The organism is Bacillus xiamenensis (assembly GCF_001857925.1).
Lineage (GTDB): Bacteria > Bacillota > Bacilli > Bacillales > Bacillaceae > Bacillus > Bacillus xiamenensis.
The window spans coordinates 114,422-138,495 of sequence record NZ_CP017786.1; the positions used below are offsets into that span (position 1 = coordinate 114,422).

Annotated in this window: 25 protein-coding genes; all 25 read right to left on the reverse strand. The window is 42.4% G+C overall.

What is annotated here, in order from left to right:
• Positions 1-80: 80 nt before the first annotated feature.
• On the reverse strand, positions 81-983 hold the full coding sequence (gene dprA / locus BK049_RS00530; RefSeq protein ID WP_008354503.1) for a DNA-processing protein DprA: 903 nt from the start codon (positions 981-983) through the stop codon (positions 81-83).
• A 67-nt stretch (positions 984-1,050) separates the two neighbouring features.
• Positions 1,051-1,953 (reverse strand): succinate--CoA ligase subunit alpha, encoded by a 903-nt coding sequence (sucD, locus tag BK049_RS00535; RefSeq protein WP_071167624.1) that lies wholly within the window; start codon positions 1,951-1,953, stop codon positions 1,051-1,053.
• 22 nt (positions 1,954-1,975) lie between these two features.
• Positions 1,976-3,136: an ADP-forming succinate--CoA ligase subunit beta gene (gene sucC, locus BK049_RS00540; protein WP_008354505.1), complete on the reverse strand. Its 1,161-nt coding sequence runs from the start codon at positions 3,134-3,136 to the stop codon at positions 1,976-1,978.
• A 176-nt stretch (positions 3,137-3,312) separates the two neighbouring features.
• Positions 3,313-3,588, reverse strand: coding sequence for a FlhB-like flagellar biosynthesis protein (locus tag BK049_RS00545; protein WP_008354506.1), 276 nt, complete (start codon positions 3,586-3,588; stop codon positions 3,313-3,315).
• Positions 3,585-5,315, reverse strand: a complete 1,731-nt coding sequence (locus BK049_RS00550) for a hypothetical protein (protein ID WP_008354507.1) — start codon at positions 5,313-5,315, stop codon at positions 3,585-3,587. Before BK049_RS00550 ends, BK049_RS00545 begins: the two co-directional genes overlap by 4 nt.
• A 27-nt stretch (positions 5,316-5,342) precedes the next feature.
• On the reverse strand, positions 5,343-6,107 hold the full coding sequence (locus BK049_RS00555) for a ribonuclease HII (protein ID WP_071167625.1): 765 nt from the start codon (positions 6,105-6,107) through the stop codon (positions 5,343-5,345).
• A gap of 76 nt (positions 6,108-6,183) precedes the next feature.
• Positions 6,184-7,032 (reverse strand): ribosome biogenesis GTPase YlqF, encoded by an 849-nt coding sequence (gene ylqF / locus BK049_RS00560; RefSeq protein ID WP_071167626.1) that lies wholly within the window; start codon positions 7,030-7,032, stop codon positions 6,184-6,186.
• 90 nt (positions 7,033-7,122) lie between these two features.
• Entirely contained in the window at positions 7,123-7,470 is a 348-nt protein-coding gene (rplS, locus tag BK049_RS00565) for a 50S ribosomal protein L19 (protein WP_008354510.1), read from the reverse strand.
• A gap of 137 nt (positions 7,471-7,607) precedes the next feature.
• Complete coding sequence (gene trmD, locus BK049_RS00570; RefSeq protein WP_008354511.1) at positions 7,608-8,342, reverse strand: tRNA (guanosine(37)-N1)-methyltransferase TrmD; 735 nt, start codon at positions 8,340-8,342, stop codon at positions 7,608-7,610.
• On the reverse strand, positions 8,339-8,863 hold the full coding sequence (gene rimM, locus BK049_RS00575; protein ID WP_071167627.1) for a ribosome maturation factor RimM: 525 nt from the start codon (positions 8,861-8,863) through the stop codon (positions 8,339-8,341). The genes trmD and rimM overlap by 4 nt, the downstream gene beginning before the upstream one ends.
• An 8-nt stretch (positions 8,864-8,871) precedes the next feature.
• The gene (locus tag BK049_RS00580; RefSeq protein ID WP_008354515.1) at positions 8,872-9,258 is read right to left on the reverse strand and encodes a YlqD family protein; all 387 of its coding nucleotides are present in this window, start codon (positions 9,256-9,258) and stop codon (positions 8,872-8,874) included.
• Positions 9,259-9,361: 103 nt separating this feature from the next.
• Positions 9,362-9,607, reverse strand: a complete 246-nt coding sequence (locus BK049_RS00585) for a KH domain-containing protein (RefSeq protein WP_071167628.1) — start codon at positions 9,605-9,607, stop codon at positions 9,362-9,364.
• Positions 9,607-9,879: a 30S ribosomal protein S16 gene (rpsP, locus tag BK049_RS00590; protein ID WP_008354520.1), complete on the reverse strand. Its 273-nt coding sequence runs from the start codon at positions 9,877-9,879 to the stop codon at positions 9,607-9,609. Before rpsP ends, BK049_RS00585 begins: the two co-directional genes overlap by 1 nt.
• A 105-nt stretch (positions 9,880-9,984) precedes the next feature.
• Complete coding sequence (gene ffh, locus BK049_RS00595; protein WP_008354521.1) at positions 9,985-11,325, reverse strand: signal recognition particle protein; 1,341 nt, start codon at positions 11,323-11,325, stop codon at positions 9,985-9,987.
• A 13-nt stretch (positions 11,326-11,338) separates the two neighbouring features.
• Entirely contained in the window at positions 11,339-11,671 is a 333-nt protein-coding gene (locus tag BK049_RS00600) for a putative DNA-binding protein (RefSeq protein ID WP_008354523.1), read from the reverse strand.
• 142 nt (positions 11,672-11,813) lie between these two features.
• A complete protein-coding gene (gene ftsY, locus BK049_RS00605) occupies positions 11,814-12,800 on the reverse strand; it encodes a signal recognition particle-docking protein FtsY (RefSeq protein ID WP_008354525.1) in 987 nt (328 codons plus the stop codon).
• Between the two features lie 21 nt (positions 12,801-12,821).
• Entirely contained in the window at positions 12,822-16,382 is a 3,561-nt protein-coding gene (gene smc / locus BK049_RS00610) for a chromosome segregation protein SMC (RefSeq protein WP_071167629.1), read from the reverse strand.
• 105 nt (positions 16,383-16,487) lie between these two features.
• Positions 16,488-17,231 (reverse strand): ribonuclease III, encoded by a 744-nt coding sequence (gene rnc / locus BK049_RS00615; RefSeq protein WP_008354529.1) that lies wholly within the window; start codon positions 17,229-17,231, stop codon positions 16,488-16,490.
• Between the two features lie 186 nt (positions 17,232-17,417).
• Positions 17,418-17,651: an acyl carrier protein gene (gene acpP, locus BK049_RS00620; RefSeq protein ID WP_003212028.1), complete on the reverse strand. Its 234-nt coding sequence runs from the start codon at positions 17,649-17,651 to the stop codon at positions 17,418-17,420.
• Positions 17,652-17,732: 81 nt separating this feature from the next.
• Positions 17,733-18,476, reverse strand: a complete 744-nt coding sequence (gene fabG / locus BK049_RS00625; RefSeq protein WP_071167630.1) for a 3-oxoacyl-[acyl-carrier-protein] reductase — start codon at positions 18,474-18,476, stop codon at positions 17,733-17,735.
• The gene (gene fabD, locus BK049_RS00630; RefSeq protein ID WP_071167631.1) at positions 18,476-19,420 is read right to left on the reverse strand and encodes an ACP S-malonyltransferase; all 945 of its coding nucleotides are present in this window, start codon (positions 19,418-19,420) and stop codon (positions 18,476-18,478) included. The genes fabG and fabD overlap by 1 nt, the downstream gene beginning before the upstream one ends.
• Positions 19,421-19,434: 14 nt before the next feature.
• Entirely contained in the window at positions 19,435-20,433 is a 999-nt protein-coding gene (gene plsX, locus BK049_RS00635; protein ID WP_071167632.1) for a phosphate acyltransferase PlsX, read from the reverse strand.
• A gap of 15 nt (positions 20,434-20,448) precedes the next feature.
• Positions 20,449-21,015, reverse strand: coding sequence for a transcription factor FapR (fapR, locus tag BK049_RS00640; RefSeq protein WP_071167633.1), 567 nt, complete (start codon positions 21,013-21,015; stop codon positions 20,449-20,451).
• A gap of 112 nt (positions 21,016-21,127) precedes the next feature.
• Positions 21,128-23,176 (reverse strand): ATP-dependent DNA helicase RecG, encoded by a 2,049-nt coding sequence (recG, locus tag BK049_RS00645; RefSeq protein WP_071167634.1) that lies wholly within the window; start codon positions 23,174-23,176, stop codon positions 21,128-21,130.
• Positions 23,154-24,056, reverse strand: a complete 903-nt coding sequence (sdaAA, locus tag BK049_RS00650; RefSeq protein ID WP_008354543.1) for an L-serine ammonia-lyase, iron-sulfur-dependent, subunit alpha — start codon at positions 24,054-24,056, stop codon at positions 23,154-23,156. Before sdaAA ends, recG begins: the two co-directional genes overlap by 23 nt.
• Between the last annotated feature and the right edge of the window lie 18 nt (positions 24,057-24,074).

A 24,074-nucleotide genomic window follows, 5' to 3' on the forward strand; every position in this document is an offset into this window, starting at 1 on the left:
TTATAAACACGAAAAACAAAGTGTAAACTTAAATCCTCACTATTATTAAATATTCCTATGTCTTTTGTCAAACGATATTTTTATGAGGGTTCAGTATATTGAACGCCCTGGAAGAAGAATTCCTCTAAAATATCTTTCGTAGAATGAACAAGCTTGGCTCCTTGTTGAATAAGTCTAGCTGGACCTGTGGAATTAGAATCAAAGATCGATCCTGCAACAGCAAACACTTCTTTTCCTTGCTCCAGTGCCTGATAGGCTGTAATAAGCGAACCGCTCTTTTCTTTGCACTGGATCACGATGGTTCCTTTTGTCAAAGCACTAATTAATCGATTTCTCATCGGAAAATGCCACTTTTCTGGTTTAATATAAGGCGGATGCTCTGACAAAAGCAAATGATGTTCTCCCATGTATTGAGCCATTTGCACATGTTCTTTTGGATATAGATGTTGAAATCCACCAGCTACAACTCCAATGGTTTTCCCCTTTTTCCTGATACACTCCTTATGTGCAAGTCCATCAATTCCTTTTGCTAAACCACTGACAATCGTCCAATTTTCCTCTACAAGTTCACCAACGATTTTTTTCACACATGCTTCTCCATAAGAGGACGGTACACGAGTACCTACTACACCTAAACTTTTTTCTTCATTTAAATAGGTTATGTTTCCTTTTAGGAATAACACAGGGGGAGGATCATAAATGTGTTTTAGTGTGCTGGGATATAAGGATGATGTGATGGGAATCATGTGAATGTTTTGCTTTAAATAGGCTTGAATCATATGTTCAAAAATGGGGAATTCATTTTCTTCTGCTTGTTTTAAGCGGGTAAAGTCAATCTTTTGTAATGATCGATCCTGTTTGAAATGATGTGTTTCTTCATTTATATATAACTCAGGATCGACTTTCCACCATTTTGTTAACAAAGAGGGTGAGATGAGGCCTTTTAAGCGGTGAAAAATCATTCTTTCGGACACGTTGTACATACCATTCCTCCAGTTTAAGATAGATAGAAAGAAGAAGACTTGTCAAAGAACAAGTCTTCTTCTTTTATTAATGCGTTTTACAAGCTTCGAAGATATTTTTCTCTTTTAACACTTTAATTAACGTTTCTCCCATGACAGATGGCGTTTCTGCCACTTCAATTCCACATTCACGCATTGTTTTTACTTTTTCATCAGCCGTTCCCTTACCACCAGAAATAATGGCACCAGCATGTCCCATACGTTTTCCTGGAGGCGCTGTTTTACCGCCAATAAAGCCAACAACTGGTTTGGTCATATTTGCTTTTACCCATTCAGCTGCTTCTTCTTCAGCCGTACCGCCAATTTCACCGATCATAATGACAGCATGCGTGTCAGGATCTTCATTGAAAGCTTTTAATACATCAATAAAGTTCGTCCCGTTTACAGGGTCGCCGCCGATCCCTACAGCTGTCGATTGACCAACACCAGCCTCTGAAAGCTGATGTACCGCTTCATATGTAAGCGTTCCAGAACGAGAAACAACACCAACATGACCTTTTTTATGAATGTAGCCTGGCATAATGCCGATCTTACATTCTTCAGGTGTAATCACACCAGGGCAGTTTGGTCCAACAAGTCTTGTCTTCTTACCTTCCATATAACGTTTCACTTTGACCATGTCCAGAACTGGAATATGCTCAGTAATACAGATGACAAGATCAACTTCTGCATCGACTGCCTCTAAAATGGCATCTGCTGCAAATGGTGCTGGTACATAGATAACAGAAGCATCTGCTCCAGTTGTCTGCACTGCTTCAGATACAGTATTAAATACAGGAACTCCTTCTACTTCAGTTCCACCTTTTCCAGGTGTGACACCGCCAACGATATTTGTTCCATACTCAATCATTTGTTTTGTATGGAATAATGCGGTTGAACCGGTAATCCCCTGAACAATTACTCTCGTATTTTTATTAATAAATACACTCATTTAGGTTCCCTGCCTTTCTGCTCTACTTGACTAAAGATACAATCTTTTCTGCCCCGTCAGCCATAGACTCAGCAGAAGTGATATTTAAGCCTGATTCACTCAGGATTTTCTTCCCTAATTCAACGTTTGTTCCTTCAAGACGTACAACGAGCGGTAATGTTAAGCCGACTTGTTTCGTCGCTTCAACTACACCTTCTGCAATCACATCACATTTCATGATGCCGCCAAAAATGTTCACGAAAATCCCTTTGACATTTTGATCAGATAAGATGATTTTAAATGCTTCCGTTACCTTTTCAGCAGTTGCACCGCCGCCAACATCTAGGAAGTTTGCAGGGTCCCCGCCGTAATGCTTGATGATATCCATTGTAGACATCGCAAGACCTGCACCATTGACCATACAGCCAATGTTCCCATCAAGAGAAATATAGCTAAGATCATATTTAGATGCTTCAATTTCTTTTGGATCCTCTTCATCAAGATCACGGTATTCTAGTATATCTTTTTGTCTATATAAGGCATTGCTATCAAAGTTTAATTTTGCATCAAGTGCCATCACTTTTCCATCGCCTGTTACAACAAGTGGATTAATCTCAGCAATTGAACAGTCCTTTTCAATAAATGCGTTGTAAAGGCTTGTCATAAACTTAACAGCTTGGCCAACTAATTTTGTTGGAATATTAATTTTAAACGCGACTTCTCTCGCCTGATAGGCTTGAAGACCAATCGCTGGGTCGATGACCACTTTCACGATTTTTTCTGGCGTTTTTTCTGCTACTTCTTCAATTTCAGTACCGCCTTCTTCAGAAGCCATCAATACGATTCTTGATGTCGCTCTATCCAATACAAGTCCAACATAGTACTCCTTTTGAATATCGCAGCCTTCTTCAATAAGTAAGCGTTTTATTTCACGCCCTTCAGGCCCTGTTTGATGTGTAACAAGTGTTTTGCCGAGCAATTCCTCTGCAAACCCTTTCACTTCATCTTTTGTTTTTGCAATTTTTACCCCACCTGCTTTACCGCGGCCACCTGCATGAATCTGTGCTTTTACGACATATACAGAGCTTCCTAGCTCTTCTGATGCTTTCACTGCTTCATCAGGTGTAAATGCTACTTTACCATTTGGAACTGAAACCCCATATTTTCTTAGGATTTCTTTTCCTTGGTACTCATGGATATTCATTTCCCATCCTCCCAACATATGTAGAAACAAAAATTATAAAATAGACTGCGCTTTCATTTTAAAGAATAAAAAAGAGAATGTCTAGGGTTCTATGTAAAATCGTAAAATCCTTCTAAACATTCAAACTTTTATTTTATTAAAAATATAAATTTTTCAGTCAAAACACTTATTTTACCTTATTTTTTCATTTTTTGATCTAACCTATAGATAAATGAAAATATTTCTGCTACAGTATCGTATAACGCTTCTGGTATTTCCTCATCCAGCGTTAAATGGCGCATCAGTTCTACTAAATTAGGGTCTTCTTGGACGGGAACTCCTGCTTTTTTTGCTTCTTCAATTATATGATCTGCCACATAGCCGCTGCCTGTTGCGACGACTTTTGGCGCCTTTTGTTTTTCTTCATCGTAGTGCAGAGCGACCGCTCTTCTAAGCGGTTTTGAATCCTTCATACTCGTAAGTCCAGCCCTTTCTCGCTGATTTTATGAAAGTGTTCATCTAGAAAGTGAGACGGATCAATTGGCTCTTGCCTCTTTTTCGCTGTAATCCCAGTTAAACTATATCCTAGGGCATTTAAATTCTCTCGAACAGCTGGAATCATTGGATTAATGGTCCCTTGAAGTTCGTGTGCCGTCTCGACTGTAATTGACATGACCTTTTGCTGAATCGTACAGTCTATTAAAGTTTCTTCTAAGTTTTCCATGTTTAAGTAAAACATTAAACGGCACTGAGAAATATCAATAGAGCCATCTTTTTGCTTATGTCCTTTTAGAATAAAGGTTAAATCTTGAACACTATGTTTTGAGAAAAGAGGATAAGAAACCAGCATTTGATTCACCGTTTGGTTTTCCTGCTGCACAAATAACTGCCCATTTAATCGATGAAACAATTGATCCACTTCTTTTTTTACGGGCTCTGGTAAATCAGCCTGCCTCGCATCATTTAGGGCAAGCTTTAATTGATGGAGCTCCTGGCTTTTTACATCTTGGCTGCCTTTTTCCAATAATTTCAGCATACCAATTTCATCTCGTACACCTATCGCCTTTTTCATCGTCATCAGTAAATCGAGCACATCGGTTTTATTGCTTAATGCTGGTTCAGTCTGCTGAATGACCTGTGCCAATGTGTTCGCCTCTGCTTTTGAAAGAAACGGAAATGCCTTTTGAAGCACAGCCGCCTTTGCGTCCACTTGTGGTCCTGCCTGCTGGATCCCTTGAAGGAGCGATGTGAGCTGTTTTAAATCCGGCTGCTGCTGTCCGTCTATCCCTTGCCTTGTGATGCTTGTCAGTATGCGTTCTATTTGCTGAAGCGGAAGCTGTTTTGGACTTAATAACTGCGGTATATTGTTCTGATTGACGGTATCCGCCTGCCGTCCTTGAATAACGGAAGGCTGGCTCTGCTTTGCTTGCTGAGAAGGATTGACATGAGGCTGCCCCTGCAAACTGCCCCCTTGCTTCGTTTGGCCTTCTTTTGCACCTAGAAGCACCGATAAGAGCTTTTCTGCATGGACGGTCGTCTCAGCATCTACGACGGAACGTACAGCCTGTGTAAGAGCCTGTGTGGTTTCTGATTGCTTCGGAAGCTGTGTTAATCGATCCAGCAGTGCTGTCACATCCTGATGAAGTGCAGAGGATGACTTCACAGCTAATATTGATTGGAGCACGCCTTCTTGAATCGGTAAATCTTTCTTTAAAGCAAAAAGAAGTGCTTGCAGTCCTTTTTTGATATCCGCTCCTTGAAGCTGTTCAATCCATTTCACCGCCGTTTTTAGCTCTGCCTCGTTGATGACCGGTTTTTCTTTTAAAAAGGCTGTAGCCGTTAACATGTTTTCTAGTCCATTTTTAAGTGATAGGCCTTCTAATAGTTTAGCCGCTGCATCCTTTAATGTCTTTGGATCCTGGTCAAATTGCTGAACAGGTCTTAGTTTATTGAGGCTGTCTCCATTCTCTTGTTCAAATTGGAACCAATAGAACGAGTCTGCCTTTAGCTGAGCCGCTAGCTGTGCTTTTATTTTAGTGGATCCTATTTGAACAAGTGCGGTATCATCTCCAAGCATTTTCAGTACTTTGCCAAGAATCAGCCGGTGAACATTTTCCTTTCCTTCGGTGTTTAGCGGAACAGCCTCACCCGTATTCAGCCGGCTATTCAGTGCTGTATGTATATCTTCAACTCTTGTCATCTAAGGCAGCCTCCTTATGTCAAAAATTTATGAAATAACGGATTTCACTGGCGCAAACGATATCCGGTGGATGGGGGTAGCACCATGTGTTTGAATGGCAGTCAGGTGCTCTTTCGTTCCGTACCCTTTATGTTTTTCAAATTGATACTCAGGATATTGTCGCCCGTACTCTTCCATTATCATGTCCCTTGTCACTTTTGCAATACATGCACCAGCTGCAATGGATGCACTTTTTGCATCTCCTTTGATGATGTTCTCCTGATGGATAGGAAGCGGGAGCGTCATCGCATCTATGAGTAGATAATCAGGTGTATGAGTTAGCTGCTCCACAGCCCTCACCATCGCCAGTCTTGATGCTTCGTATATATTGATTTCATCAATCGTAGCCGCATCAACAATGCCGATTCCGATATCAAGTGCTTCCTCTTGAATCAGATGATAATAGATCATTCTTTTTTTCTCAGATAGTTGCTTTGAGTCGTTTAATCCAAGCAGAACGGTATCTTCTTTTAATATCACAGCTGCTGCGACGACTGGGCCTGCCAGCGGTCCTCTTCCTGCTTCATCTATACCTGCAATACAAGTGTAGCCTTGCGCCTTTGCGCTCGTTTCAAATTGCAGCATTCGGTTCCATGCTGACCGAAGCTCTTGCTGCTTTTCTCTCTCTTTGTGCCACTTTTCTAGCAGCTTTTGGACACTTTTTCTCGTATCATCTTTCACAAGTTCATGAATGTATGACTCATCATCCGCATGCTTTTCTATCAATTCTTTTATTTGTTTCACAGTATACATCGGCTTTTCCGCAGCCTCCTTCTTTATATCGGCAGTTTTTCATAAAAAATAAAGACCCGCATGAGCTGCGTGTCTTTTAACTTTCAGGCTTCTCAAAAGTGAGGGGACCAAATTTTTCCGTTCGAATATCCCGAATAATGATTTCGGTCGTTTTGTCGTAATTAATGAATCCACCACTCATCAGACAGCCGCGCTTTGTGCCAATGGCATCAAACAGCTCAACTGTATCTTCAGGTATGTCTGCCAAATCATAGCGTTTTTTTAATCGCTCTGGATAGTGCTCTTCTAGAAAGCGGAGTGCATACACGGCGACATCCTGTAAGTTGATGATGGAGTCTTTGATCGCTCCAGTGACAGCCAGCCTAAGTCCTACTTGTTCATCTTCAAATTTCGGCCATAGTATTCCAGGGGTATCGAGCAGTTCAAGTTCTTTCCCGACCTTCACCCATTGCTGTGATGTCGTAATACCAGGTCGATCTCCTGTTTTGGCGATGTTTCTCTTTGCTAAACGATTGATCAAGGTTGATTTCCCAACATTAGGAATCCCGATAATCAGTGCTCGAATCGCACGCGGCTTGACACCTTTTGCTTTCATGCGGTCGAATTTTTCTTTTAAGATTTCTTTTGATGTCGTGATGATCTGATTTAGCCCTTGGCCATCGACAGAGTTAATAGCAAGTGACCGAACACCTTGCTTTTCAAAATGCGCTTGCCACTCTTTTGTCATACGAGGATCTGCTTTATCGGCTTTATTTAAGAGCATGATTTTCGGTTTATTTTGAAGGATTTCTTCGATCATTGGGTTTCTAGAGGACATCGGAATTCTTGCATCTGTTAATTCAAATACGATGTCGATGAGCTTTAATTTTTCTGTGACTTCCCGTCTTGCTTTTGCCATATGGCCTGGAAACCATTGAATCGTCATATGTGCACCTTCTCTCTTCTAACGGTTGTCTCTATACATTGTACAAAAAAAGAGCCTGTTACAGGTAACAAGCTCTTTCCTTTGATATCATTATCGTCTGATTTCTTTGATACGAGCCGCTTTACCGCGAAGTTCACGTAGGTAGTAAAGTTTCGCACGACGTACCTTACCGTGACGTACAACTTCGATCTTAGCGATTTTTGGTGTGTGTACAGGGAATGTACGCTCAACGCCTACACCGTAAGAGATCTTACGAACTGTGAAAGTTTCGCTGATTCCACCACCACGACGCTTAATTACTACACCTTCAAAGATCTGGATACGCTCACGAGTACCCTCAACAACTTTAACGTGTACACGTAAAGTGTCACCAGGACGGAACGCAGGAAGATCAGTGCGTAATTGTTCTTTTGTGATTTCTTCAATCAAATGTTGCATCGTTTTCAACTCCTTCCAACAGATGCTCATGTCCTCTTTCTTCATTGCAGCGGAACATCGTTTTCAAACTTGAATCGGCAAGCCGTCCAAGTCACAAGTAGTATCATACCACACCTCTATGACGTGTGCAATACAATCTAGTCATTATGAAGCTGCCAAAGCCATCTTTTTTCTTCATCGGTTAATGTTTTGCAAGAATCGATCAAATCCGGCCGTCTTGTATAGGTTCGCTTCAAGGATTCTTTACGCCGCCACTCTTCAATCTTGGCATGATTACCAGAGAGCAGGACATCCGGTACTTTCAACCCTTTATAATCAGCTGGTCTTGTATAGTGCGGATGCTCAAGCAGACCTGTACTAAATGAATCTTCGATATGGGACGCTTCTTTTCCAAGCACATGAGGCAAAAGCCTGACCACACTGTCTGCAATCATCATCGCCGGCAGCTCTCCGCCTGTGAGAACAAAATCTCCGATTGAGATTTCATCTGTGACAAGATGCTCCCTGATGCGCTCATCGTAGCCTTCATAGTGGCCGCAAATGAACATAAGATGCTCTTCTTTTGCAAGCTCTTCTGCTTTCTTTTGTGTATATCTTTCTCCTTGAGGACAGACAAGAATAATGCGGGGCTTCTTGTTTGCTTTTTTCGTCAAATCTTCTACCGCATCAAATACAGGCTGTGCTTTCAGTACCATGCCAGCACCGCCGCCATACGGGTAGTCATCCACTGTTTTATGCTTATGATCCGAATACTCTCTAAAATTGACGACTTGAAATGAGACGGCGTCTTTCTCCTGAGCTTTTTTTAAGATCGATGAGTGAAGCACGCCTTCGAACATTTCAGGAAAAAGCGTTAAAAAATCAATTTTCATTCGTCAATGAGTCCTTCCATCACTTCAATGTGTACTTTCTTGGATGAGATATCAACTGTTTTGACGACAGATGGAATATAAGGGATGAGGGCATCTTTTTTGCCTTTTCTTCCAACAACCCATACATCATTTGCCCCTGGCGTTAAAATCTCTTTGATTTGACCGATGAGTTTGTCCTCTTCATCGTAAACTTCGCAGCCGATGATTTCGTGGAAATAAAATTCCCCTTCATCTAATGACCCGAGATGTTCTTTTTCTACTTTTAAAATTGATTCCTTTAATTGCTCTGCTTCATTTAATGAGCCGACTTCTTCAAATGTAAGCAAATCAAACTGTTTGTGCTGCCGGTGTGATGCGACAGTGACTTTCAGCGGCTCTTTTTGACCTTGCTTAAAAATATAAAGGACACTTCCTTTTTTGTAGCGCTCTTCTGGGAAATCTGTCTTTGACACGACGCGCACTTCTCCGCGCACTCCGTGTGTATTGACGATCTTCCCAACATTCAACCAATCTAGCTCCATGTTCTCAATCACCCCTGACGTATTTCCACAATGGTGCCGTCTTTTACGACGATGACATTATCTTGCATTTTGTCATCCCACTTATCACCTATTTTCACTTCAACAAGCGCATCCACTTCTGTTTCTTTCATTTCACTTCCTAGCGGCAAAATATGCAGCTGCTCGACCTGAAAATCAATTTGTCTGATCTTCTCTTGCCTTTTTTCAATGGCTTTTTGAAATTGAGGGATGGCTTCTTGTTGATGTGGTTCTTTTTCATGCTTCTTTAGTTGAAAATATAATTGATTGCATTCACGTTCTAGTCTTTCTTTTTTCTCCAAAAAAGTCGTTAACAGTTTGTCCTTACTGCTTTCAGTTAATACTTGCATCACGGTGACATGTTGAATGATCTGCATCTTCCTTTTTGTCCCCCTATCCGAAGGCATTTGTCCTCTACAGTATAACGAAAAATAGATTTAAACGTGTAAAAAAAGGGGAGGTCCTAAGCCCTCTCCCTTTTTATTCAGCAATCTCAAGTTGAACTTTCTTAGAAGACTCTGCACCTGCTGCAAACATGACTGTTCGTATCGCTTTTGCTGTACGTCCCTGCTTTCCGATCACTTTTCCGGTATCTTCGGCATTGACAGACAGTGTGTAAATCACCTGCTCATCTTTTTCTAATGAAGATACGTGAATATCTTCAGGAAAATCAACAAGTGGCTTGACGATGGACACAATCAATTCTTCCAAGGACAGCTCTTTCATTATTTGCTGTTTTTCGCATGATGAAATTTTTCAAGAATTCCCTGGCTTGAGAAAAGGTTACGAACTGTATCAGATGGTTTCGCACCATTTTGAAGCCATTTAAGCGCTAATTCTTCGTTGATTTTCACTTCAGCTGGTGATACCACTGGGTTGTAAGTTCCAACTGTTTCAATGAAACGACCATCACGTGGTGAACGAGAATCTGCTACAACAATACGATAGAAAGGAGATTTTTTTGCTCCCATACGTTTTAAACGAATTTTTACTGCCATTTTACTAGCACCTCCGAAAATATTTCAACAAAATAGTATATTAACAATGATAAAAGGGTTTGTAAAGTGTTTTTTCTTAACAACGGTTTTATCATGTATAACCAATTACATAAATGGTAATTTAAAGCCCTTTTTCTTTCCTTTGGACATGTTGGTCATCTGCTTCATCATCTTTTTCATTTCGTCAAATTGCTTTAAAAGGCGATTGACTTCCTGTACAGATGTTCCGCTTCCCTTTGCAATCCGTTTTCTTCGGCTTGCATTGATGACCTCTGGCTGTTCTTTTTCCTCGGTCGTCATGGATTTAATGATCGCTTCGATGTGATTGAGCTGCTTTTCGTCTACTTGGACGTTTTTGAGCCCTTTCATTTTACCGGCTCCCGGCATCATTTGGATCAATTCATCAAGCGGCCCCATATTACGAACTTGGCCAAGCTGCTCGAGAAAATCATCGAGCGTGAAGCTCATTGTCCGCATTTTTTGTTCAAGCTCTTTTGCCTTATCTTGGTCAACGTTTGCCTGTGCTTTTTCAATCAGTGTGAGCACATCGCCCATACCAAGAATTCTAGATGCCATTCGTTCTGGGTGGAATGGTTCTAGCGCATCTAGCTTTTCTCCTAGAGCAGCGAATTTAATCGGCGTATTTGTGACAGCGCGAATCGAAAGTGCTGCTCCGCCTCTTGTATCACCGTCTAGTTTCGTTAGAACGACACCTGTTAAACCAAGCTGTTCATTAAAGCTTTTTGCGACATTGACAGCATCTTGACCTGTCATAGAGTCTACAACAAGGAAGATTTCTTCTGGATTTGCTACTTCTTTTACTTTCTGAAGTTCACCCATTAATTCTTCATCGATATGAAGACGCCCTGCTGTATCTAAAATGACATAATCGTGGTGTTCTTCTTTCGCTTTTTCAATTGCCTGTTTGGCAATTTCAACAGGACTGACTTGATCACCTAATGAGAATACGGGCATATCAAGTTGTTTCCCTAGCGTTTGAAGCTGCTGGATCGCGGCTGGTCTGTAAATGTCAGCAGCCACCATCATCGGCTTGCGATTATGTTTTTTGCGAAGTAAGTTGGCAAGCTTCCCAGTTGTAGTCGTTTTACCTGCCCCTTGAAGACCAACCATCATAATGACTGTTGGAGGTTTTTTCGCCACGGCGATTTTACTCTCTTCCCCGCCCATTAATTCAGTGAGTTCTTCTTTTACAACTTTAATGACCTGTTGTCCAGGGGTAAGGCTTTTCATGACCTCTTGCCCAACTGCCCGCTCGCTTACTTTTTTCACAAAGTCTTTCACTACTTTAAAATTGACGTCAGCTTCAAGAAGGGCAAGGCGTACCTCGCGCATCATTTCTTTTACATCTTGCTCTGACACTTTTCCTTTGCCGCGGATTTTTGAAATCGTCTGCTGCAGTCGGTCGGCTAATCCTTCAAATGCCATACTGTGCCGCCTCCTAATCTAATTTCTCAAGCGATTCAATTAAAGCTTCTGCTTCTTCCTTTTGCGCGGAGTCTGCTACAAGCTCTCTCATTTTTTTGAGAAGTTCTTTACGCTCTTTAAATTTCTTAAACAAGAGCAGCTTTTCTTCATATTGTTCAAGCATCGCTTCAGTCCGTTTAATATTATCATAAACAGCCTGCCTTGATACTTCATATTCATCCGCAATTTCACCGAGGGAAAAATCGTCTAGGTAGTAAAGCGACATGTAGCTCTTTTGCTTTGCGGTTAACAACGATTGATAGAAATCAAACAAGTAGTTCATTCTCGTTGTTTTTTCAAGCGTCATGGGCTCTCTCCCCTTTGTTAAGTTCATTCCCTTTACATCAACTAAGTTTACACGGTTCTCATCTGTGTGTCAAGTTTTTATCTTGTCACTTCCTGCGGTGCTATATAAATAAAAAATGCCGGCAGCTTTACCGGCATTTTCATTAGTCTTCTTGATCAATGACGTCTGAGAATAATCCATACACATACGATTCAGCATCGAATTCTTGCAGATCGTCCACTTTTTCACCTAGACCGACAAGCTTCACGGGGATGTTCAGTTCATTACGAATCGCAAGAACAATCCCGCCTTTTGCAGTACCATCAAGCTTGGTTAACGCAATTCCTGTCACATTTGTCGCTTTCGAAAATTCCTTCGCTTGCGCCATAGCATTTTGACCGGTTGTCGCATCAAGAGCAAGCAGTACTTCGTGCGGTGCATCTGGCACTTCGCGCTCAATCACTCTCTTGACCTTCTCCAGCTCTTTCATTAAGTTGACTTTGTTTTGCAGTCTGCCTGCTGTATCACAGATCAGGACATCTGCTTTTTTGGCTTTTGCAGATTGAACGGCATCATAGATGACGGCTGCTGGATCAGAGCCTGCTGTTTGTTTGACAACCGGGACACCTGAACGCTCTCCCCATACTTCAAGCTGCTCAATCGCACCGGCACGGAATGTATCACCTGCTGCTAAAATGACGGATTTCCCTTCATTTTTCAGCTTGTTTGCAAGCTTACCGATTGTCGTTGTTTTTCCAACACCGTTAACGCCCACAAATAAAATGATATTTAAACGCCCGTCTTCAATGTTCAGCTCAGAGATTTGTTCCTCTCCGCTATTGTAAATGTCAACGAGTTTTTCAGAGATGACGGCCTGCACTTCACTTGGGTCTTGAATGTTTCTTAATTTCACTTCTTTTTTCAGCTCATCAATCAGTTCCATCACAGTCGTAAAACCAACATCAGCACCGATTAAAACTTCTTCGAGTTCTTCGAAAAAGTCTTCATCAACCTTGCGATAGCGAGAAATCAGTTCATTTACTTTTCCTTGAAACGAATTTCTCGTTTTTTCAAGGCCATCTTTAAACTTTTCTGATACTGAATCGCTTTGCTGCGCAAATTTTTCTTTTAGTTTCTTAAAAAAGCTCATTGGTTCAAAAACCTCCTTTAATTACTGGACAAGCTCTTTCGTTTCTTCTAGTTTGACGGATACTAGTTTTGAAACGCCAGACTCCTGCATGGTGACACCGTACAGAACATCTGCTTCTTCCATCGTTCCTTTTCGGTGTGTGATGACAATGAACTGTGTTTCTTTGCTGTATTTCTTTAAATACTGGGCAAAGCGGAACACATTTGCTTCATCAAGCGCCGCTTCTACCTCATCTAGCACGCAGAATGGCACTGGCCGCACTTTTAAGATGGAGAATAATAAAGCGATCGCTGTTAATGCTCTTTCTCCGCCTGATAGCAGGCTTAGGTTTTGCAGCTTTTTCCCTGGCGGCTGGGCAACAATATCGACGCCAGCGTTTAGTAAATCGTTTGGATCTGTCAGCTTGAGATCTGCCCGTCCACCACCAAATAATGCTTGGAAAACAGACTCAAAATGCCCGCGGATTTGAGAAAATGTCTCAGAGAAGCGCTTTGTCATTTCTTGGTCCATTTCTTCGATGACTTGGAATAACGTATTTTTCGCTTCTGTCAGATCATTTCGCTGTTCTGTTAAGAAAAGATAGCGTTCATTTACTCGTTCATATTCATCAATACTGCCTAAGTTCACTGTTCCGAGCTCTTCAATGGCTAGTTTGATCAGTTTCACTCGTTTTCTTGCTTCATCCGGCGATAGCGACAGTTGGTACATTTCTTTTGCTCCTTCAAATGAAAGAGCATATTCTTCGTTTAAATAAGCGATGAGGTTATCAAGCTCTACTTCCATGCGGCCAAGCTTGATCTCTTCATCCTTTAAGCTTGTCGTGAGCTGCTTGTAAAGACGTTTTTGCTCTTTGAGTTCACGTTCAGCAAATTCTAATGTTTCAGAAAGAGCCATACGCTGTTTACGGCGCTCTGAAATGAGTGCTGTCGTTTTGTTTTTATTTTCCAGCTTCTCTTTTGCCGCTTCTTCCAGCTGTTCTGCTCCGCTTGAGCTGGATGACATTTCACTTGTTAAGAGGGATAAATCTTCTTTTGTTTCCATCAGCGCTTTTTCAGCTTCTTCTAATTCAGCCGTTAAGCTTGAAAGTTTTTCTTGTTCATTAGCCAAAGACTGCTCTTTTTTGGCAAGTGAGATTTTCAGCTCTGTTAACTCGGCAGAAATGGTTTCTTTCGTTGAGCTTTGGGTCTGCTTTCGTTTGGTTAACGTGTTGATCTCTTCATCAAGAGACGTCAATTTCTCACCAATAGAGACTTCAAGAGCTGCCTGTTCTTTGTCCTTGCTCGCAAGTTCATTAGCGCGCTGCTGTAATTCTTCTTTTTCTTGATCGTAGAGCTCAAGATGAGCGTTAATATTTTTTTCTGCTACTTGCAGTTCGTATAGTTTTCCTTTCAGCTCTTGCTGCTTTTCTCGAAGTGTTTCGCCGCGCTGACGCAGTTCATTTAATTGGGATTCGCTTGCTGCAATGGCCTGCTTCGTTTCTTTTGTTTCTTTTTCAAGGATCGTTGTTTTTTCTTCCATTTCAACGAGCTGCTTTGTTAATGTTTCGATCTCTCGGTTCCTTGAGAGGAGGGAGTTGCTCTGTTTCTTCATGCCGCCCCCAGTCATTGAACCGCCCGGGTTCACGACGTCCCCTTCAAGGGTCACGATGCGGTAACGATGTCCGAGCATTTTCGCCAGTTCATTGGCGCCTTTTAAGTCTCTAACGATAAGGACTGTTCCAAGCAAATTCTGTATGACCTTCTGATACTTTTCGTCAAAGGAAACGAGCTGACTCGCTACACCGATAAATGCGGCATGCTGTTCAGCTGTTTGGATATCTCTGAACTGAATGGTTCGTTCTTTGATGACGTTCATTGGCAAGAAAGTCGCTCGTCCAAAGGAATGCTGCTTTAAGTAGCCAATGGCCTGTCTCGCAGCCGCTTCATTTTCCGTGACCACATGCTGTGTGGCTGCGCCAAGCGCGATTTCAATCGCTGTTTCATGCTGCTGCTCTGTTTGAATTAGCTCTGCAATCGCACCATGAATACCGCCTAATCGGTCCTTTGCCTTTAAGACCTCTTTTACTCCTTGGAAAAAGCCGGAGAAGTCTTCCTGCATCGATTCAAGCATCTCTTTTTTTGATTTTGCCTGTTGTACATATTGATAGGCCTGGTAAAGAGCCGTTTCTTTTTTCTCGTATTGACGTTTCATTTGCTCAAGCTTTTGTTCTGCCTCTCTAAAGCGTTTCACCTGAGCCAAGATGTCTTCTTCTCGTTCTGAAAGCTGCTGCTCCGCTTCCGTTTTCTTTTCTTTAACAGACACCCGTTCTTCAATATGTTTCTGGTTATTTTGCGTGAGACGCTCTAGCTGCAAGGCCGTCTGGCGCTGCTGCTCTTCAAGTAATTTGCGCTCATTTCGAATAGAAGCCTGTTCGTTTAATAGATCAAAATAATCGCTTTTCAGCTGTTCAATTTGACCTTCGACATCTTCACTATGGAGCGACAGCTGGTGCTGTTTTGTTTTCACTTCATCTTTTAGCTGCTGCACTTCTTTTTGCAGACTGTCACGCGTGATTTCCTGCTGCTGAATCTTCTCGGTTAACAGCGCCTGTTTTTCGGTTAAACGGATGAGCGCTTCTTCCAGCTGCCCTTGGTTAGCGGCTGCATTTTTTTTGCGTTCTTTTAGAACCTCTTTTTTTCCTTCAAGCTTTTCTAATTCCTCACTTGTGAAAAGGAGAACTTCTTGGAGGTCATGAATCGATTCGTCAAGCGCCTGAATTCGGTCCCTCGACTCTTCAATTTTGGCTTCTTTTGCCTGAATGTCTGTGGATTGCTTCATTTCATCTTGTTTGAAACGCTCGACCGCTTCACCAAGTGCTGTCCATTTTTCGTGAAGTGCTTCGATATCATGGACGGTGAGAGCAATTTCTACATTTTCAAGCTCTTCTTTCTTTTGCAAATAGTCCTTTGCAATGGATGCTTGCATTCTTAATGGTTCTACTTGATCTTCTAGTTCATGCAGAATATCTTCAACCCGGTTTAAGTTGTCCTGCGTTTCAAACAGTTTGTTCTCGGCTTTTTTCTTTCTGGTTTTATATTTCAAGACACCAGCCGCTTCTTCGAAGATGCTTCGTCTCTCTTCAGCCTTACTCGATAGAATCTCTTCTACCTTCCCTTGACTGATGATCGAAAACGCTTCCTTCCCAAGACCTGAGTCCATGAAAAGATCAATAATATCCTTTAAGCGGACTGACTGATTGTTTATGAGAAATTCACTTTCTCCAGAACGATACACCCTTCTTGTCACACTGACTTCGTGAAAATCGATCGGCAAAAAGTGATCTTCGTTATCCAGCGTTAATGTCACCTCTGCTAGGTTGACTCTTTTCCTTGAGTCACTTCCTGCAAAAATGATGTCTTCCATTTTTCCTCCGCGGAGGCTTTTCGCTGATTGTTCGCCAAGTACCCAGCGGATGGCATCTGTAATATTACTTTTGCCGCTTCCGTTTGGTCCAACAACAGCTGTGACCCCTTTGACAAAGTCCACGGTCACTCGCTGTGCGAAAGATTTGAATCCTATCACGTCTAAACGTTTGAGGAACATGAGAGTGATCCTCCTTATGTATTTAAAGTACTATCATCTTACCATATGAAGTGAAAAAAGATGATGGAAAACAGAGTGAAATCCCCCTGAATGACGAGGGGGATTTTATTGGTTCATATGATGCTTCTGTAATTTAGCAAGTGCTTCCTGTGCAGCGTGCTGTTCTGCTTCTTTTTTCGAGCGGCCGTTTCCAATCCCAAGCACTTCTCCTCTAAGCGATACATTCGCTTCAAATTCTCTGTTATGTGCTGGACCTTTTTCATGAAGGATTCGGTATTCAAGAACACCTTTCCCATCACGCTGAACAAACTCTTGAAGCTGGCTTTTAAAGTCCATGACATGCGAGAAAGCACCGTCGTTAATTTTCGGATACACATAGGCTTCCAAGAATTGTTCAACAGGCTCAAGCCCTTGGTCTAAGTAAAGTGCTCCGATAAACGCTTCGAATACGTCTGCTAAGAGTGCTGGGCGCTTTCTGCCGCCTGTCATTTCTTCCCCTTTTCCTAAAAGAACAAGGTCTCCAAAGGACAGCTCATGTGCCAGTGACACAAGAGATGGTTCACATACGATCGCCGCTCTTAGTTTTGTTAAATCTCCCTCGCTCATTGCTGGATATTTCGCAAATAAGAACTGTGAGATTGTCAATTCTAAAACAGCGTCTCCTAAAAATTCAAGTCTCTCATTATCCTCATAAGGTTTTTTCCTGTGTTCATTTACATAAGAAGAATGTGTAAAGGCTTGATAGAGAAGCTTTTCATTTTTAAAGTGTACGGAAATGCGCTGCTGGAATTCTCTAAATTGCTCTAGTTTTTTACTCTGTTTCTGTTTGTCTTTATAGTGTTTTGGCATAGCAACCTCCAGGTAGGCGTGTCATCGCCTTTAAGGATACTGATTATATGGAGTCTCTCTTTCTACATGCAAGGAAACGCTGCTCCTTAGCATCTGAAAAAGGCTGACAATTGATCAGCTGAATGTGTTGAAACTAACATAAATTTTCAAAGTCCCGTCTTGAAAATAGACGGGACTTTGTTACGCTTATTGCTGGCTATTTATGTAGTTCACAGCGTCACCGACTGTTGCAATTTTTTCAGCATCTTCGTCAGAAATTTCCATATCGAACTCATCTTCAAGTTCCATAACTAGCTCAACTACATCAAGGGAATCAGCGCCTAAATCTTCTTTAAATGAAGCTTCCATTTTCACGTCAGCCTCATCAACGCCAAGGCGGTCTACAATAATTTTTGATACACGCTCTAATACGTCTGCCATTGCCTTTCACCTCCCCTCAAAGTATTATAGTTGATTCGTTTTTAAAAAACTAGAGAAAACCTAATGAAATTTTGATATTTCTTAGGACATGACCATTCCGCCATCTACTTGGATGGTTTGGCCTGTAATATAACCTGCTCCTTCTGAAGCTAAAAAGACAACAACGTTGCTTATATCTTCAGGCGCACCAAAGCGTGCGAGCGGGATTTGTTTCAGCATGTCTGCTTGCACATTGTCATCAAGCTTGTCTGTCATATCAGTAGAAATAAAGCCTGGTGCTACTGCATTGACTGTAATATGACGGCTTGCCAGCTCTTTCGCTGTTGTTTTCGTTAAACCGATCACACCAGCTTTTGCTGCCACATAGTTCGCTTGTCCAGGGTTTCCGCAAACGCCAACGACTGATGCCACATTGATGATTCTTCCGCTTCGCTGTTTCATCATTTGACGTGTCACAGCTTTCGTACAGTTGAAGACGCCTTTTAAGTTTATGTTAATGACATCATCCCATTCATTTTCTTTCATTCTCATGAGCAGGTTGTCCTTTGTAATCCCTGCATTGTTCACAAGAATATCGATGGAACCAAATGTATCAATGGCTTGTTTCATTAATGCCTGTACTTCTTCCGCATTCGAGACATCCGCTTTGACAGCAAACGCCTGCTGGCCAAGTGCTTTGATTTCATCGACTACTTCATTTGCTTTTGCTTCGTTTCCTGAATAGTTGACCACAACATTTGCACCATTCTTCGCTAAATCAATTGCGATCGAACGGCCAATACCGCGTGATGCACCTGTTACAACGGCTGTTTGATTTGTAAGCATCAAGAGTCCCCCTTTAATGTTTGAATTGCTGCTTCAATGCTTGCTTGATCTGAAACGGAAATAGTCGTCAGGCGGCGATTGACCTTTTTCACAAGACCTGAAAGCACTTTACCAGGACCAATTTCAATAAATGTTGTCACACCTAAATCAATCAGGCGTTCCACACTTTCTTCAAAACGAACAGGAGAATACAATTGTTCAATGAGTTTTGTCTCAATCTCCTCACGAGACGTTACGATATCTGCTGTTACATTGGAGATAACCGGTGTTTTGACATCCGAAATGTCTAGCTTTGACAGAACATCTGTGAATTTTTCAGCTGCCGGCTTCATTAAAGCGGAATGGAAAGGTCCACTTACTTCCAGTGGGATCGCACGTTTTGCGCCCTTTTCTTTCGCTTTCTCTGATGCCAGTTCGACTCCTTTTGCAGTACCAGAGATGACGATTTGACCAGGACAGTTTAAGTTAGCGAGCTCTACAAGATGGCCGCTTTCTGTCACTTCTTTTGTCACTTCTAAAAGGGCCGCTTGGTCTAAGCCAAGAATCGCTGCCATAGCGCCTTCTCCTGCAGGAACGGCTTCATTCATTAATTCGCCGCGTTTTCTTACTGCATAAACGGCATCTTTAAACGAAAGAGCACCCGCTGCAACAAGAGCTGTATATTCACCAAGACTGTGACCTGCCGCATAATCGGCTTTCATTCCGCTCTCTTCAAATTTCTTTAAGATGGCGATGCTTGTTGTTAAAAGAGCTGGCTGTGCATTATAGGTCAGCGTCAGTTCTCCTGCATCTCCTTCAAAAATCATTGAAGATAAATCAAACCCTAGGGTCTTATCTGCTTCTTCAAACACAGCTTTAGATGCTGCTTCTTGATCAAATAAATCTTTTCCCATGCCAATTTTTTGAGAGCCTTGGCCTGGGAATAAAAAAGCAATTTTACTCATGCTGCTTACCTCCATTAAGACTCATTCGTGTTTTCTTTTTGAACTTCTTGATGAATGATGGCTGAAACGTCTTTTTCAACGATATCGCGCGCCTGACGAATGGCATGAAAAATCGCATTTTCATCAGATGAGCCGTGCGCTTTAATAACAGGTGCTTTTAAACCAAATAAAGCGGCACCGCCATATTCGGAGTAATCCATTTTAGATTTCATCTGCATTAGTTTTGGCTTCATCATGCCTGCTGCGATTTTGGCTGTCAGGCTGGATGTTAATGTTTCTTTCAGCATTTTAAAGACAGAAAGGGCTGTCCCTTCAATCGTTTTCAGAGCGATATTTCCTGTAAAGCCATCAGTGACAACGACATCAGCTACACCTTCTAATAAATCACGAGACTCGACATTTCCTACAAAATTCAAGTCTGATGCTTTTAGTAATTCAAAGGTTTTTTTCGTTAAATCGTTGCCCTTTTTATCTTCTGTACCGACATTTAAAAGTCCAACACGCAGATTGCTCTTTGGGAAGACACGCTCTGCGTAAATGGACCCCATCATGGCATATTGCAAAAGATGCTCTGGCTTTGCATCAACGTTTGCGCCGACATCTAATAATAAGAACCCGCTGCCATCCAGTGTTGGCAAAGTTGGTGCAAGTGCCGGTCTGTCAATGCCATCGATCCTTCCTACGATAAACAGTCCTGCGGTCATGAGTGCGCCAGTATTTCCAGCTGAAATACACGCATCTGCTCTTCCTTCTGATACTTCCTGCGCCATTTTCACCATAGAAGAATCCTTTTTACGTCTAACTGCACGCACTGGTTCATCTGTTGGTTCAATGACTTCTTTTGCATCTAAAATGGTGATGCGTTCTTCATTTGTTATGTAAGGTTTGATTTTGCTTTCATCGCCGACAAGTGTAATCTCAATATCTGAAAATGCTACTAAGCTTTTTTGCACACCGTCTATAATGGCTTTAGGGGCATGATCTCCCCCCATTGCATCGACTGCAATTCTCATGTTATGTGCCACCTTTTACTTTTGTTTTGAGCGATACATGACGAAATCGCCTGAGAAGACAACTTCCTCACCCACATAGCTATTTACTTCAACTACGGTTCTGCCTTTTTCTTTATCATGTGAGGCAACTTTGGCTTTTGAGACAACTCTTTCGCCTTGTTTGACCTGCCTTGTAAACTTGATATTTGCTTTTGCTGTCAAAGCCAGTTCATCGTCGATGACGGCAACTGCCAGCGAATTTGCCTGGGCAAAGAGATGATGTCCCCTGGCAATTTGGTTACGGCTGAATACATGCTCTTTTCTCACTTCGAAAATGGAAATCGCTTGATCATCAAGCTTTACATCAATCATTTCTCCAATCACTTCATCCAGCGGAAGCGACTTTACTTCATCCTCTAATGTCTTTTCGGCCACATGCTTGATTCTTTCGCGTAATTCAGGGATAGACAGCTCTAAACGATCAAGACGAACCGTTTGAATGCTGACACCGAATTTACTTGCCAATTCTTCATCAGTAATGAATGGAGTCGAGCTGATCGTTTGCTGGAGAAGCTTTTGTCGTTCTTTTTTATTTAGTTTCATATGCAGACACCATCCGTACATTTATGACTAGGTACTAATAGTAGTATATAATCTCATAGATGATAAATCAATCCTTGTTTCAAAAAGACAAGAAAATTCCTCCAGCACTTGATCAGCTCAATTTATCTCCGCCAAGCACACCGCTGTCTACGAGTGTTTGCCGAAGTTCTTTGTATTCAGGCTCTGTCCAAAAGGCGTCAGACTGCACGAGCTCTGCCGCATCTTTTCTAGCGGTTTCAAGCGCTCTATAGTCATGAACCATATCTGCCACTTTAAATTCAGGCATCCCGCTTTGTTTCTTGCCAAAGAAGTCGCCTGGTCCTCTTAGTTCCAAGTCTTTTTCTGACAGTTCAAAGCCATCGGTCGTTTCAGACATGATCCGCATCCGCTCTTTACCCGTCTCTGATTTCGGATCTGCCATTAAGATACAAAATGATTGATGCTCTCCGCGTCCGACCCGTCCTCTTAGCTGATGAAGCTGTGACAGTCCAAAGCGGTCCGCATCATATATGACCATGATGGTGGCGTTCGGCACGTTGACCCCGACTTCAACAACCGTGGTTGAAACGAGGATTTGGACTTCATTTGCGGTGAACGCTCTCATCACCTGATCTTTTTCATCGCTCGCCAGTTTCCCGTGCATTAAACCAATCGACCACTTACCGCGATACGCCTCCGTCAGCATGCTATGAACATCAATTGCATTTTGCACATCCAGTTTGTCTGATTCTTCTATGAGCGGACAAATAATGTATGCTTGTCTGCCTTTTCTCAGCTCTTTATCCACAAAAGCAAGAATCCTTTCAAGCATGTCATGCTTCACCCAATACGTTTCAATTTGCTTTCGGCCGGCTGGCAATTCATCAATGACGGATACATCCATTTCTCCAAAGACCGTAATCGCAAGGGTTCTTGGGATAGGTGTTGCGGTCATAAATAAAACGTCTGGGTCCTGTCCTTTACTTCTCAATTTTTTCCGTTGTTCCACGCCGAATCTGTGCTGTTCATCTGTAATGACAAGACCAAGCTGCTTAAATTCCACTTCGTCTTGGATGAGGGCATGCGTACCGACCAATAGATCAATTTCGCCCTCTTTCAAACGTTCCAGCAGTTCTCTGCGGCGCTTACCTTTCACAGAGCTAGTGAGCAGCGCAATATTCAATCCCCATTTTTCAAACAGCTGGTAAAGTGAATCTGCGTGCTGTTCTGCCAAAATCTCGGTTGGCACCATCAGTGCACCTTGAAAGCCGGATAAATGAGCGGCATAAAGCGCAATGGCCGCAACGGCTGTTTTCCCTGATCCAACATCTCCTTGAAGCAGCCGGTTCATCCGGTACGGGGACGCCATATCAGACATGATTTCATCAAGCACTCTTGATTGCGCTTTTGTCAGCGGGAACGGCAGACTGTGAACAAACTCAAAGACAGCTTCTTTTGAAAATGGATGCTGGATGCCTGATGTTTTTTCTCGTTCTTTTTTTCTGATCGCCTGCATCTTCAGCTGAAACATCAGAAACTCCTCGTACACGAAACGGCGCCTTGCTTGCTTGAGCGAATCTCTTGTTTCTGGGAGATGAATGGCCTTTAGCGCTTCTTGATACGACATGAGTTTATAAGCAGCGACGAGCTGCTTTGGCAATGGATCTTCCGCTTGATCTGCATAAAGCGATAAGGCTTGCTTCACAAAACGTCTCATCATCTTCACTGTCACATTTTCTTTGACCGAATAGACAGGCTCAATACTGCCATCTTGTTCGTGCGTTCCTTTTTTAAATTCCTGCACCATGATAGATTGACGGTTTTTATCCCATTTCCCTGTGACAGATACCGTATCACCTAAAACAAGACTTCGTTTTAAATACGGGCGATTGAAGCAAATAGCTGTAATGAGAAAACGCCCGACAAGCAGCCTGAACGTCAGCCTGCTTCTTTTTTTTCCATAATAGGTGAGAACGGGCTCACTGTGCACTTTTCCTTCCACTGTGACACGTTCGTCATGCCTTACTTCTTCTAAGTTGCGAAGCTCATAATCATCATATCGATAAGGAAAGTAGCCGAGCAAATCGGCTACTGTATGGATTCCAAGTTCATTTAGTGTTTTTTCTGTTTCGGTTCCAATTCCCTTTAGGACTGAGACACTATCTTGCAGTTTCTGTATCACGAGATGAGGTCACACCTCCGAAAATCTTCTTTTCAAGCTCTCTTGCTGTCGGTGTTGCAGCGAGTCCGCCTTGCGCTGTCTCACGAAGAGCTGTTGGCATCGTCTGACCAATTTTATACATGGCATCAATGACCTCATCACATGGGATACGGCTTGTAATGCCGGCAAGTGCCATATCTGCTGCAATCATTGCATTTGAAGCACCCATTGCGTTTCGTTTCACACATGGCACTTCGACAAGTCCTGCTACTGGATCACAAACAAGTCCAAGCATGTTCTTCAGTGTAATGGCCATTGCTTCAGCCGATTGCTGCGGCGTGCCGCCTGCCATTTCTACAATGGCGGCTGCTGCCATACCTGATGCTGAGCCTACCTCTGCCTGACAGCCGCCTGCTGCACCAGAGATACTTGCGTTATTGGCCACAACAAAACCAAATGCGCCGGATGTAAACAGGAATCTGACCATTTGTTCTTTCGTTGGCTTTAATGTTTCTTTCACCGCAAAGAGCGTACCTGGCACAACACCTGCTGAGCCTGCTGTAGGCGTTGCACAGATGGTTCCCATTGCTGCATTGACTTCGTTTGTTGCAACTGCCTTACTGACAGCATCTAAAATCGTATGACCAGACAATGTTTTGCCTGATGCGATATATGCTTGAAGTTTCACCGCATCTCCGCCAGTTAAACCTGATAATGATTTCACACCTTTTAGTCCGTTTTCAACAGCCTGCTCCATCACTTCTAGGTTGCGGTACATTTGCGAGAAAATGTCTTCGCGTGACTTCCCTGTCACTTCCATTTCTTGTGTAATCATGATTTCTGAAATGGAGGTATTCCGTTCTTCTGTAAGCTGCACGAGTTCTTTGACGTTTTTAAACATCCTACATAACCTCCTTGT